The 12,864-nt window shown below is 73.1% G+C and carries 9 protein-coding genes; all 9 read right to left on the reverse strand.

The features are described from left to right. Positions 1-2: 2 nt before the first annotated feature. Complete coding sequence (locus tag ACIGXJ_RS35440; RefSeq protein ID WP_399654488.1) at positions 3-650, reverse strand: PIG-L deacetylase family protein; 648 nt, start codon at positions 648-650, stop codon at positions 3-5. Continuing rightward, positions 647-1,441: a glucose-1-phosphate cytidylyltransferase gene (locus ACIGXJ_RS35445; protein WP_399654491.1), complete on the reverse strand. Its 795-nt coding sequence runs from the start codon at positions 1,439-1,441 to the stop codon at positions 647-649. The genes ACIGXJ_RS35440 and ACIGXJ_RS35445 overlap by 4 nt, the downstream gene beginning before the upstream one ends. Beyond that, positions 1,438-2,682: a class I SAM-dependent methyltransferase gene (locus ACIGXJ_RS35450; protein WP_399654494.1), complete on the reverse strand. Its 1,245-nt coding sequence runs from the start codon at positions 2,680-2,682 to the stop codon at positions 1,438-1,440. The genes ACIGXJ_RS35445 and ACIGXJ_RS35450 overlap by 4 nt, the downstream gene beginning before the upstream one ends. Then, a complete protein-coding gene (locus ACIGXJ_RS35455; protein WP_399654497.1) occupies positions 2,679-3,902 on the reverse strand; it encodes a glycosyltransferase in 1,224 nt (407 codons plus the stop codon). Before ACIGXJ_RS35455 ends, ACIGXJ_RS35450 begins: the two co-directional genes overlap by 4 nt. Before the next feature lie 2 nt (positions 3,903-3,904). After that, on the reverse strand, positions 3,905-5,206 hold the full coding sequence (locus tag ACIGXJ_RS35460; RefSeq protein ID WP_399654500.1) for an O-antigen ligase domain-containing protein: 1,302 nt from the start codon (positions 5,204-5,206) through the stop codon (positions 3,905-3,907). Position 5,207: 1 nt separating this feature from the next. Beyond that, a complete protein-coding gene (locus ACIGXJ_RS35465; protein ID WP_399654503.1) occupies positions 5,208-6,731 on the reverse strand; it encodes a right-handed parallel beta-helix repeat-containing protein in 1,524 nt (507 codons plus the stop codon). A gap of 15 nt (positions 6,732-6,746) precedes the next feature. Further along, positions 6,747-8,693, reverse strand: a complete 1,947-nt coding sequence (locus ACIGXJ_RS35470; RefSeq protein ID WP_399654505.1) for an alginate lyase family protein — start codon at positions 8,691-8,693, stop codon at positions 6,747-6,749. Then, positions 8,690-10,864, reverse strand: a complete 2,175-nt coding sequence (locus ACIGXJ_RS35475) for a bi-domain-containing oxidoreductase (RefSeq protein WP_399654508.1) — start codon at positions 10,862-10,864, stop codon at positions 8,690-8,692. The genes ACIGXJ_RS35470 and ACIGXJ_RS35475 overlap by 4 nt, the downstream gene beginning before the upstream one ends. 85 nt (positions 10,865-10,949) lie before the next feature. Next, positions 10,950-12,863, reverse strand: coding sequence for an asparagine synthase (glutamine-hydrolyzing) (gene asnB / locus ACIGXJ_RS35480; protein WP_399654511.1), 1,914 nt, complete (start codon positions 12,861-12,863; stop codon positions 10,950-10,952). Position 12,864 lies beyond the last annotated feature (1 nt).

A 12,864-nucleotide genomic window follows, 5' to 3' on the forward strand; every position in this document is an offset into this window, starting at 1 on the left:
GTTCAACCCCCCAGGTTGAGAGTGAGTTTGGTGACGGCGAACGCCTCGGCGTAGCGCGCGTGGCATTCGATGCCGCGGATCCGGGCGAGCCCGAGGAAGGCCTCGCGGTCGTACCAGGGCCGGTGCCGCTGCGAGGGGTAGTGCTCCTGCAGCAGCGCCACCTTCTGTTCGGCGACCTGAGGCGTCAGCGGCTGGTACGCCGCCGGGCGGCCGAGGTCGCCGTCCCACTTGACGATCTCGTAGCCGAGGACCAGGTGGTCGCGGAACGCGGTGGGCATCAGCCGGGCCAGGCCGCGGTGGTCCTGGTGGGCGTCGTCGGTGCGCGGGGCCAGGATCAGATCCGGCTCGGTGCGCCCGCGCAGTTCCTCGACCGCGGCCTTGGCCTCGTCCCAGTGCACGGGCATCCGGCCGTCCGGCAGCTTGAGCACGGTCAGCCGCAGGTCGGCGCCCGGGCAGAAGGCCTCGAGCGCGGCCCGTTCCTCCTGCTCGCGCTCACCGCCGCCGCCGGAGAGCACCAGCGCGTCGACCCGGACGCCCGGCCGCGCGCGGCACAGCGTCAGCAGGGTTCCGCCCGCACCGATGGCGATGTCGTCGCAGTGCGCGCCCACCGCGACGATCCGCTCCAGCGGCCCGGCCCCGAGCCGGATCACGCGCCCACCCCCACGCCGTCGTGCTCCCACACGGCCCACGGGCGCTCGCCGCGGGCGTAGGCGTCGTCGAGCGCGGCCCGCTCCTTCACGGTGTCGGTCGGCTTCCAGAAGCCGCGGTGCTGGTACGCCACCAGCCGCCCCCGCTTGGCGAGTTGACCGCACCCGTCGGCGACCAGGTCGCCGTTCTCGGGGATGTGGTCGAAGACCTCCTGGCGGAGCACGAAGTAGCCGCCGTTCTCCCAGAGCGGCAGCTCGCTCACCGCGGTGATGCCCCCCACCAGGCCGTCCTCGCCCAGGTCCACGCAGTGGAACGACGACTGCGGCGGCACCACCATCATCGACGCACCGGCGTCACGCCGGGAGAAGTTCTCGATCATCTCCGGCAGCGGGGCGTCGGTGAGCACGTCGGCGTAGTTGGCGAGGAACATCTCGTCGCCGTCCAGGTGGTGCCGGACCCGGCGCAGCCGCTCCCCGATCGGGGACTCGATGCCGGTCTGCGCGAACGTGATCGTCCAGTCCGCGATGTCGGTGGACAGCAGCTCCGTCCGCCCCTTGCGCAGGACGAAGTCGTTGGACGTCGTCTCCTCGTAGTTGAGGAAGAAGTCCTTGATGTGGTGCGCCCCGTAGCCCAGGCACAGGATGAACTCCGTGTGCCCGAAGTGCGCGTAGTAGCGCATGACGTGCCAGATCAGCGGCCTGGGGCCGACCATCGCCATCGGCTTGGGCACGTCGTCGGCGGCACCGCTGCGCATCCGCATCCCGTAACCGCCGCAGAACAGGACGACCTTCATCGCTTGACCTCGACAATGCTCAGTTCCGGGATGGGGAAGACCAGCCGGCCGCCCCACTCGTGCACGAACGACAACTGCTCGACCAGCTCCGCCCGCAGGTTCCACGGCAGGACGAGGACGTAGTCCGGCCGGTCGGCGGCTATCCGCTCCGGCGGCAGGATCGGGATGCGGGTGCCCGGGGTGAACCGGCCGTGCTTGTAGGGGTTGCGGTCGACCGTGTACGCGAGCAGGTCGGGCCGGATGCCGCAGTGGTTGAGCAGGGTGTTGCCCTTGCCCGGGGCGCCGTAGCCGACGACCGTCTCGCCGCGCTCGGCCGCCTCGATGAGGAACTTCAGCAGGTCCCGGCGCACCTTGGCGACCCGCGCGGAGAACTCGGCGTACCCGGACAGCTCCTGCAGCCCGGCCGCCTTCTCCTGGGCGAGCACGTCGGCGACCCGCTGCGACGGCTCGCCGGCCGCCTCGGCGGGGCGGGCCCACAGCCGGATGGAGCCGCCGTGTGTGGGCAGCAACTCGACGTCCACCAGGCCGAGTCCGCCGCTCGCCAGGGCCCGGATCGCGGAGGCGACCGTGTAGTACTGGAAGTGCTCGTGGTAGATCGTGTCGTACTGGTTCTGCTCGATCAGCATCAGCAGGTGCTGCACCTCGACGGACACCCAGCCGTCGTCGGCGACCAGGGCGCGCAGCCCCTGGGTGAACCCGACCACGTCGGGGATGTGCGCGTACACGTTGTTGGCGACGACCAGGTCCGCCGGTCCGTGCTCGGCGCGGACCGCCGCCCCGGTCTCCGGGCTCAGGAACTCGGTCAGCGTGGGCACACCCGCCTCGCGCGCGGCGGCGCCGACGTTCACCGACGGCTCGATGCCCAGGCAGCGGATCCCCCGGTCCACCACGTGCCGCAGCAGATACCCGTCGTTGCTCGCGACCTCCACGACGAACGCGTCGGGGACGTCGGTGCCGATCCCCACCCGGCGCACGGCGTCGTCGACGAACCTGCGCGCGTGCTCCACCCAGGACGTCGAGTAGGAGGAGAAGTACGCGTACTCCTCGAACGTCTCCTCCGGCGTGATCAGCGGAGGGATCTGCGCCAGCCAGCAGTCGGTGCAGACCCGCAGGTGCAGCGGGTACGCCGGCTCCGGCAGGTCCAGTCGGTCCGCGGCGAGGAAGCTCTCGCACGGCGGGGTCGCCCCCAGGTCGACGACGCTCGCCAGCGCCGCCGAGCCGCACAGTCGGCATCGTGTCATCTACTGCCCCCCACTGATTCGTCCCCCACTGATTCCGACCGACCCGCGATCGCGGAGCGGTACTCCTCCACCAGGCGCTCGAGCCCGACGGCCGGGCTGAAGCCCTGCTCGTAACGGCGCCGGGCCGCCTCGCCCATCTGCCGGCCCAGCGCCGGCCCGGCCGCGATCCGGCGCACGCAGGACGCCAGCGAGGCGGACTCGCCCGGCCGGTGCAGCAGCCCGGTCACGCCGTCCTCGACGAGTTCGACGAAGGCGCCGTGACCGGCGGCGACGACCGGGACCCCCGCCGCCATCGCCTCCACGACCACCAGGCCGAACGCCTCCAGCCACGTCGAGGGAGCCACCACCGCCACCGACCGCGCCACCGCCTCACGGCACTCCGCCGTGTCCAGCAGGCCGGCGTAGCGCACGTCGTCGCGGCCCGCCGCCCACGCGGTCACCTCTCCCTCCAGCGGCCCCGTACCGGCGATCACGAGCGGCACGCCCACACCGCCGCCCGCGGCGATCTCGTCCCACGCGGCCATGAGCAGCCGTACGCCCTTGGCCTCCGCCAGCCGGCCCAGATACAGCAGATGCTCGCCGTCGCCCGACCGGCACATGCCCGGGTCCGGCACGAAGTTGTGCTTCACCGCCAGCCGCTCGGCCGGCATGCCGGACCGCACCAGGACGTCGCGCTGCGCCGCGGAGATGCAGAGGAACCGCTCCACACCGGACCACCACCGCCGCCGGTTGACCGACAGGCTGACCGCGAGCGGCACCGTCGCGAGCCGGGAGCCGCGGTAGCAGCCGTGCCGGACCGCGGGCAGCGGCGCCGCCCCGACGCACTCCGTGCACGGCCGGCCGTCCCGCTGCAGGGTGCCGGGCGGGCAGACCTGGGTGTAGTTGTGCAGCGTCGCCACGACCGGCACGCCGGCGTCGGCGCAGGCGGCGAGGACCGCCGGCGACAGGAGCGGGAAGACGTTGTGGACGTGCACGATGTCCGGCCGCTCGGCGCGCAGCCGGGCAGCGAGCTCCTTGCGCACCGCCGGGTTCCACGGCACGAGGAACGGCAGCGCGGCCTTGCCCGGCAGGGACTTGGCGGCGATGTCATCGCTGCGCCGCTCGAACAGCTCCACCCGGTGGCCGGCCCGGCGCAGCAGGGCCGTCTCCTGGTCGACGACCTTGTTCTCCCCGCTCGGCTGCGCCGAAGCGTAGCGGTTGTGCACCACGAGGACGTGCATGGTCAGGTCACCTCCGAGGTCCGGGCCCAGCGCGGGACGCGTCGTCGCGGGGCCGCGGGCACCGGGAGGGGAGTGGCGGCGGCGGGCACGGGTGCCGCCAGCAGCGAGGCGGCCACGGCCAGATGCAGCAGATAGGGCGAGGCGTCGCCGAGCCCGGCCTCGGTGTACGACGCGATCGCGCAGTAGCTGATGAGGAAGACCGCGCAGGCCCTCGACAGCGACGGCGGCCGCAGCAGGGCGACACCGCCCAGCACGACGACGATCCCCGCAACCAGGGCGACTCCGGTGAGGCCCTGTTCGTGGTAGACGGCCAGCCAGCTGTTGTCGATCGGCAGCCCGCCGAACGACTTGTCGCCCAGGCCCGCGCCGAACAACTGCTCCGGCACCGACCGGGGCGCTGCCAGCAGCGCGTCCCAGACCTTGGCCCGGCCGGTGAGACTGGAGAAGTTCTCCCTGCTCTGCCCGCGCAGGAACCACGCCTGCAGCGCGGAGCCGAACCCCACCGCGGCCACCGCCGCGCACAGCACCGCCCAGGCGAAGAACCGGCGGGCGGCGCCGCTGGTCAGGACGAGCGAGCCGACCGCCAGCGCCAGCCCGACGAGCAGACCGAGCGTGGCCGTCCGGGTGTGCGTCAGCGCGAGCAGCACCAGCGACGGCACGACGACCACCGCCGCGCTGAGCCGGTCGGTGCGGCGGCCCAGCAGGAGCAGCACGGTCAGCCCGGTGATCACCGCCGCGTACTGCCCGATCTGCGGCGGCGTGAGCGGCCACAACGCGCCCACCAGACGCCCGCCGTAGAGCTCCGGCATCGCCGCGCCCGGTGAGACGGCCAGGCCGGCGGCCACCGACCCGAGCACCGCGAAGTACATCCGGATGTGGTGCCGTACGAACGTCTCGCGGCCGTCCCACCACCGGCTGAGCAGCCACAGCGTGCCGACGAAGAGAGCCAGCCGGGCGCAGCGGAACAGCGCGCCGAACCCGGACTGGAGGTCCGCGCTGGAGATCACGCTCGGCACCAGCAGCAGGGTGAGCAGGAAGAGGTAGGCGCTGGGCCGGACACGCAGCCGCAGATTGAGCGCGAGCGCCAGCGTGAACGCGGCCACCAGCGCGCCCATGGTCACCATCTGGATCAGGGAGCGGGGCAGCGGGACGATGGTCCTCGCCCCGGCGGAGCCGAGCGTGTTGAGGACCAGCAGCCCCCAGACGGTCCCGACGGCCCTCGGCGCTCGGCCCGCGCCCGTCCCCACCACGCCGGCGCCTGTCTTCGCCACGTCCGCGCCCGTCCCCACCACGTCCGCGCCCATCTCAACCACCGTCCTGTGCGCGGAAGACGCTGCCCGTGTCCTGCTGGTACGGCGTGCTCTGCCACTGCCAGGAGTCCAGCGTCCGGCCCGGGTCGTGGACGACGAAGGTCCAGGGCCCGAGGTAGACGTTGTCGTGCCAGCGGTTGTGCTGCCCCCGGGTGATCGCCTCGGCCACCCGCTCGCCCTGGTACGGCGACCAGTCTGGGTAGGTGCCGTAGTTGGCCAGCACCGCCATGCTGTCGCACCGCACCGTGCAGTCGAGGACGGACTTGTCCAGCACGAAGCGGTTGTGGTGGATGTCCACCCGCTGGGTCTTCCAGCGGCAGTCGGAGTACAGCGGGGCCCTGGCGATCGCCGGCCGGACGCAGCGGTCGACGTCCTTCACCAGCAACGTGCAGTGGCCGGACGAGGTGTTGGCCGGGCTGTTGCAGAACCGGTCGGCGTTCTCCCACAGGGTGATGCCGGACCAGTTGTCCTCCAGCACGTTCCGGTAGATCTCGATCTTGTCCGTGCGGGCGGGGACCCGCGGCTCGCCGCCGGACTCCGACACATAGACGGTCGCGAACGGGAAGGTGTCGCCGCGGTCGGCCGCCTTGCGGCCCTCGACCCAGTTGTTCCGCCGGATCGTGTTGCCCCGCACGACCGCGTTGTAGCTGGTCTCGTAGATCAGCGCGGCACCGTCGTTGCCCTCCAGGACGTTGTCCTCGATACGGAAGTCGTTGTTGTTGGTGTCCGCCCACAGCCCGGGTCCGTGGTTGTCGTGCACCCAGTTGCCGCGGACGTCGGCGCCGTCGACGGCCCAGAACTTGACGCCCCCGGTGCAGCCGCAGCCCGGCCGCCGCCGCTCCCAGTCGTCCCGGTTGTTGCCGACGATCTCGTTGCCCTCGACCACCAGAGCGCTGATCCGGCCTGGCGCCTTGTACGCGTTCATGCCGTACTGGCCGTTGCCCCGCAGGCAGTTGGCGCGGACCTGCTGGCGGGCACCGGCCATCAGCCCGGCACCGGAGTTGTCCTGGATCGTGGCGTGCTCGATCACCCAGCCGTCGGCCGAGTCGTGGTTGACCACGCCCTCGTCGTGCGGCGCGACGAAACCCTGCACGGTCAGATGGCGGATGGTGACGTTGCGGGCGCTGCCGCCGAACGCGTACTGGTTGGTCTTCCGGCCGTCGAGCACCGCGCCCGGCGCGCCGAGGTAGACGTCGCCCTCCTTGGGGATGACCTGGGCGTAGCGGTCCGGCTCCAGCCGGTGCGTGCCCGGTCGCAGCCAGAACGTGGTGTTCGGCGGGCTGCCGGCGGTCTTCTCGGCCAGATCACCGACCACGGCGGGGTCGACCGTCACCGCGCCCGCCGGCGCCGTCGCCGGACCGGCCGCGGGCTTGGCGCACACCCGGGCCACGGACGTGGAGGGCGCAGCGGTCGGCCCCGCCGCCGGGGAGCCCGACGAGCCCTCACAGCCGGCCGCCGCCAGCAGGGCCAGCGCCAGCGGTGCCACGGGCCACGCCCAGCGCCGCCACTTGATCCCCACGCGTCCTCCCTCTCCCTAGCCGCCGAACCCGAGTACGGTGACGAACTCCTCCGTGCCGTCGGCGAAACCGGTGCCGACCAGCGTGGTGGCGGGCTCCTTGCGCCCGAAGCCGGCGGAGTACCAGCCCAGCGGCGGGTCGCTCTCCCCGCGGTGCGCCCGCCAGTCCAGCCGACCGGGCAGGGCGAGCACGGCGGAGCGGTCCTCGCCGTCCCGCGTCCAGGTGAGCCGCGCCCGGTCGCCCACCAGGTCGGCGGTGACAGCGGGGCCGAGATGGAACGCCAGGCGCACGGCCCGGCGCGGGCCGCCGCGCACCTCGTCGACCACCCTCAACTCCCGGCTCTGCGCCGTCAGCTCCACCCTCCGGCGGTGCACCGAGGGCCGGTATCCGTCGTGTTCGGCGCACCAGCGGGCCACCCCGTCGCCGGACGGCTCCGCCACCAGGACGCGGCTTCGGGCGTGCCGGGTCCACAGGAACGGCCCGCCGGAGACCGACTGGTCGCCGCCGTCCAGCTCCAGGGTGTTATGGCCGAGGGTCGACCGGAAGTACCGCCGCCACTCGGGCTGCCCGTGGTAGCAGTACGTCCCCGGGTCGGCGAGCACGTCGACGCCGTCGTGCCGGACCTCCAGGGACAGCGCGTCCGCGTGGGCGTGCGCGGCGATGGACAGGAAGCCGTGCGGACCGCCGTCGCAGCGGCACCAGATCTCGCCCGGGCCGCGCAGGACGGTGAGCCCCGCGTCGGCGAAGTGGGCCGGCCTGCCCGCCGGCCGGGTCACCGTGCTCTCCGTGCGCTTGATCAGCGCGGCCAGCAGCGGCGTGCGCACGTCGGTGCCGGTCACCGTAGGCCACCAGGCGAGCCGCCCGAACACGGCGTCCCCGGTGGCCAGCAGGGAGGCCCAGCGGTCGGTGCCCGCGCCGTCCACGACCAGACCGTGTCCGTCGTCGGAGTCCCCCTGGCGCGGCGGCCGCAGCCGGTTGTCGACGACGGCGGCGAGCGCGTCCGTCATCCGCAGCAGCACCAGCCGGACCGTCGCGGGCACCGGCACGCCGGCCCTGTCCGCCTCGGCCACCGCGGCCAGGCCGAGTTCCAGCACCAGTCCGTGGTACTCACTGGCCAGCTCGCGGTTGAGGCCGGAGGGAAAGGTGTTGCCGCGCAGGTGCCGCTCCAGCGACCGCAGCGCGTCGGCCCGCCACCGCGCCGAGGAGGGGAACCACCCGAAGGCGCAGGCCGCGGCGAACTGCCCGGCGGCCTCCGCGACGACGTGGTTGTTCGCCGACGATCCCCGGCTGGGGAAGGCGGCCAGCCAGCGCTGGTGGTGCCAGATCTGCCTCAGCGCCACCGGGTTGCCCTCGAACAGCCCGGCCGCGCCCGGCCAGCCCTCCAGCAGCCGGCGCACCCACACCCAGGACAGCAGCCGGATGCCCAGCTCGATGCCGCTGACCCAGTGCACGCCTCGCAGCGGCGGGTTGGCCGCCCACCACGACCGCAGGTGCCCGGCCACGCGCTCGGCGTACCGCTCGTCCCCGGTGAGCGCGTAGGCGGCGGCCAGGACGGTGAGGTACTGGTGCCGGGACAGCTCCCAGATCTGCTTGATGTCCCCGACCGCGTCCTCGCTGCGGTACGGCACGTCGAAGGCGTAGCCCGACGGGGCGCGCCGCCCGGTCTTCGGGTCGTACGACCAGTCCGGGTCGGCCAGGTCGTCGCGGTCCACCCCGAAGTACTCCGCGTGCCCGGCCATCAGCCGGTCCGCCTCGGCGACGAGGCGTTTCGCGGCGTCGGGGGGCACCGCGGCGACCGCCCCCGCGGGCAGGACCGCGGTGAACCGGGCGCCGGTGACCGCCGGGCCGTCCGGCGGCGCCGACCGCCACCGCCGCCTGCGCAGCGCGTCGACCGTCCGGCCGCCGACCTCCCGCGGCCCCATCCGGGACAGCCGCCGCAGGTACCAGCCCGGGCTCATCGTCATCGCGCCCCCGCCAGTGTCACGGGCGCGCCGCCGGCCAGCCCCGCGGGCACGGCGAGGGTGGCCGCCGTGGTGGCGACCAGCGACTGCAGCGGCACCGGCATCGGCCCGCCGGTCCGTACGGCCCTGACGAACGCGGCCAGTTCGGCGTTCTGGCCCTTGTCCCTGGCCCTGGGCAGCCGTGAACTCACCCACCGCTTACGGGAGTACACCGAGGCGCGGACGAAGTCGTCGAGCCGCAGCGCCTTGCCGTCCGCGACGAGGTCCAGCGTCTCCTTGGGGAAGCCGGCCGGGCCGCTGGTGACGTAGCTGATGGTGGCGGTGGACCCGTCCGGGTAGCGCAGCACGACCTGCAGGTCGTCGTCGCCGGACGGGGAGAGCGCGTACACCGAGACCGGGTCGGCGCCGAGCAGCCAGCTCGCCGTGTCGATGAAGTGCCCGCCCTCGCCGGCGAACCGCGAGCCCTCGCTGCCCTGCTGGAGGTACCAGCTGCCGTGGTCGAGGCGGCCCGCGTTGACCAGGTAGCGCAGGCTCGCCGGGCCGGTGCGGGCGCCGAACCGCTCCTTGGCCTCTCGCAGCAGCGGCGCGAACCTGCGGTTGAAGCCCACCTGCAGCCGGTCGTTGCCGGACCTCTCCACCGCCGCGAGGACACCAGCCAGCTCGTCCTCGGTCAGTGCCAGGGGCTTCTCCACGAACACGGACTTGCCGGCCAGCAGCGCCTTCTGCGTCAGGTCGGCGTGCGAGCTGTGGCGGGTGACCACGAACACCGCGTCGATGCTCTCGTCGCCGAGCACGGCGTCCAGGTCGGTGGTCGCCGCGGCGAAGCCGAACTTCCGCTGCGCGTTGGCCGCGGACAGCGCCGTCGTGGTGACGACCGTGGACAGCTGGACGCCGTCGCGCTGTGCCAGATGCGGCAGCAGCATCGACGTCGCATAGTTGCCCGCGCCGACGAACGCGACCCGCACCGGCGACCCGGCGGCCCGGACCGGGCTCCGGGGCACGCGCACCTCGGGCACGGCCACCTCCGGGGCCTGCGCCTCCGCCACCTGCTCCGCGGGGTAGCGGAACAGCACGGCCACGGCCTTCAGCTCGCCGTCCTTGAGGCTCTGGTACGTCTCCACGGCGTGGTCGAAGTCGGCGACGTGGGAGATCAGGGGCTCCACGTCGACGCTGCCACGGGCGAGGAGGTCCAGGAAGCACGCCAGGTTGCGGCGCTCGGTCCAGCGCACGTAGCCGATCGGGTAGTCGCGGCCCTCCAGCTCGTACGCGGGGTCGTAGCGCCCGGGGCCGTACGACCGGGAGAACCGGACGTCGAGCTCCTTCTCGTAGTACGCGTTCCACGGCAGGTCCAGGCGGCACTTGCCGATGTCGACGACCCGGCCGCGGTCCCGGCTCAGCCTGGCGGCCAGTTCGACGGGCTGGTTGCTGCCGCCGCCGGCGGCCAGGTACACCTGGTCCACACCGTGGCCGCCGGTGAGTTCGGCGACGGCACTCTCCACGGCCGCGGAGGCGGGATCGCCGCAGGCGGCCGCGCCCAGGCGCTCGGCGAGCCCGCAGCGCGCCGGGTCGGGGTCGGCGCCGACGACGCGGACCCCCGAGGCGACGAGCAGCTGCACCACCAGCTGTCCGATGAGCCCGAGGCCGACGACCAGGGCCACCTCGCCGAGCTGCGGCTCGCCCTGGCGCACGCCCTGCATCGCGATCGACCCGACGGTGCCGAAGGCGGCGTGCCGCGGCGCGAGTCCGTCCGGCACCGGGACGTAGAGGTTCTTCGGCACCCAGTTCAGTTCGGCGTGCAGCGCGTGCTCGTTGCCCGCGCACGCCACGAGGTCGCCGACCTTCACGTCGTCGACGCCGGCGCCGACCTGCTCGACCACCCCGCACAGCGAGTAGCCCAGCGGCGTGTAGGAGTCCAGCTTGCCCATCACCTTGCGGTAGGTGGCGGGCACCCCGTTGGTGGCCACGCTCTGCACGACCTTGGCCACCTGGTCCGGCCGGGAGCGGGCCTTGCCCAGCATCGACATGCCGGCCTCGGAGACCTTCATCAGCTCGGTCCCGGTGGAGATCAGCGAGTAGGCGCTGCGGACGAGCACACCCCCCGGCTTGCAGCCCGGCACCGGCACGTCGAGCAGCGCCAGCTCGCCGCTCTTGTAGTTCTGCACAACCTGTTTCACCCGAAGTCCTCTTGTCTCTGCGCCGTTTGTGTGTGAGCCGTGCGTGGGGGCCGTATCTGCCCCCGGGCCGTGCGTGTCGGGGCCTTCAGGAAGGGGTCCGGGCGGACCCGGAGGTCGCGCCGCGGTACCAGTGTTCGAGGGTCAGCACATGCCACAGGTGCTTGGAGAAGTCCCGCTGCCCGGAGGCGTCCTCGGCGACCATCCGCGCCAGCGCGTCCCGCCGCAGGAACCCGGAGCGCACGAGCTCGCCGTCGTGGACCACCTCGCGCACCAGCGGTGCCAGGTCCCGGCTCATCCAGGCCCGCAGCGGGGCGCTGAACAACCCCTTGGGCCGGTACACGATCTCCCGCGGCAGGACCGAGGTGGCCGCCTCCTTCAGGACGGCCTTGCCCTGCCGTCCGACGATCTTGCGGTCGCCGGGCACCGCGAACGCCGCCCTGACCACCTCGACATCGACGTACGGCACCCGCACCTCGGTCGACGCGGCCATGCTGGAGCGGTCCGTGTACGTGAGGTTCAGGCCCGGCAGGAACATCCGGGCGTCGGCCAGGCACATGCGGTTGACGAAGTCGTCGAGGTCGTTGTCCCGGTAGACGTCCGCGTGCTCGGTCAGCACGTCCTCGACCGTGCCCGCCAGATCCGGATCGACCAGGGCGAGCAGCTCCTCCTGGTCGTACATGGTGTAGCTGCGCCGGAACGCGGTCTCCTCCGGCAGACCGGCGAAGGACAGGAACCGCTTCGCGAAGCGCACCGAGCGGTAGCCGCGGCGGGCCGTCGCGACCGGCAGCCGTTCCACCACCGCGGACACCCCGCGCCGCACGGGCCGCGGGACACGCTGGTAGCGCAGCGCGAGCAGGTTGGCCAGGTGCTTGCGGTACCCGGCGAACAGCTCGTCGGCGCCCATCCCCGAGAGCAGCACCTTGACCCCGGCCTCCCGGGCGGCCGAACAGATCAGGAACGTGTTGATCGCGGCGGGGTCACCGATCGGCTCGTCCAGGTGGTACGTCATCCGCGGCAGCAGGTCGAGCACGTCCGGGGCGATCTCGATCTCGTGCAGGTCGACGCCGAACCGCTCGGCCACCCGCCGGGCGTAGCGCAGGTCGTCCGGCATCGCCTCGAACCGGGCGTCCTCCGCGCGGAACCCGATCGTGTAGGCGGAGATCCCGGGCCGGTCGCGGGCCGCCAGCGCGGTCAGATAGCTGGAGTCGAGACCCCCGGACAGGAACGTCGCCACGGGTACGTCGGACAGCAGGTGACGCCGGGTCGACTCCTCGACGACGGCGGCCAGGTCCGGCACCTCACCGTCGCGGGCCTCGTGGGCGACGTCCCTGAGGTTCCAGTACCGGCCGCGCTCCACCCGGCCGTCGGGCCGGCACCTCAGCCAGCTCCCCGGCGGCAGCTTCTCCGCGTCACGGAACGCGCACCGCGAGTCCGGCACCCAGTAGTACAGCAGCGACGCCACCAGCGCCCCGGGATCCACCTCCAGCGACCCGCCCGTCACGGCGGCGAGCGCCTTGAGCTCGGAGGCGAACACCAGACCCTCGCCGCGCCGCAGCAGGAACAGCGGCTTGATGCCCAACTGGTCGCGCGCCAGCACCAGTTCACCGGTCCGCTCGTCGAAGACCCCGAACGCGAACATGCCGCGCAGCCGGGGCAGGCAGTCCGTGCCCCAGCGCCGCCAGGCCTCCAGGAGCACCTCGGTGTCGGAGGTGCCGCGGAAGCGCACCCCGGCCGACTCCAGCTCGGCCCGCAGTTCGGGCGCGTTGTACAGCTCGCCGTTGTACGTCACCACGAGGGCGTCCTTGGCCATCGGCTGGGCCCCGGTGTCGGACAGGTCGATGACGGCCAGTCTGCGGTGCCCCAGGTGCACCTCGCCGTCACCGGCGGCGTGACTGTAGCGGCCGGACCCGTCCGGACCGCGGTGGGCGAGGGTGTCGGTGAGCCGGTCGGTGACGGCCTTCCCGTCCGGCCACCGGTACGTGCCTGCGATGCCACACATG

Origin of the sequence: Streptomyces sp. NPDC053367, from assembly GCF_044545925.1 — a bacterium.
Taxonomy (GTDB): Bacteria; Actinomycetota; Actinomycetes; order Streptomycetales; family Streptomycetaceae; genus Streptomyces.